The 285-nt window shown below is 55.8% G+C and carries 1 tRNA gene and 1 rRNA gene; both read left to right on the top strand.

The annotated features are described in order from the left end of the window. Positions 1-4 precede the first annotated feature (4 nt). Positions 5-121 (top strand): 5S ribosomal RNA (gene rrf / locus NQZ67_RS30100). A gap of 45 nt (positions 122-166) precedes the next feature. After that, positions 167-243: transfer RNA gene (locus NQZ67_RS30095), tRNA-Ile, on the top strand. Positions 244-285 lie beyond the last annotated feature (42 nt).

Raw genomic sequence — 285 nt, 5'->3', positions numbered from 1 at the left:
TCCGTTTGGTGGCGATGGCGGAGGGGAACCACGCGTTCCCATACCGAACACGACCGTTAAGCCCTCCAGCGCCAATGGTACTTGGACCGCAGGGTCCTGGGAGAGTAGGACGTCGCCAAGCGGGTATACTATGTACCTGAAGTAGTCAAGAATGGAATATACCCGAGGGCCTTTAGCTCAGCTGGTTAGAGCGCACCCCTGATAAGGGTGAGGTCGGTGGTTCGAGTCCACTAAGGCCCACCATTATCAACACATGAGTGTTGATCCCATTACGGGGCCATAGCT

The organism is Paenibacillus soyae (genome assembly GCF_024623455.1).
Taxonomy (GTDB): domain Bacteria; phylum Bacillota; class Bacilli; order Paenibacillales; family Paenibacillaceae; genus Pristimantibacillus; species Pristimantibacillus soyae.
This window is presented reverse-complemented; position numbering and strand designations above follow the sequence as displayed.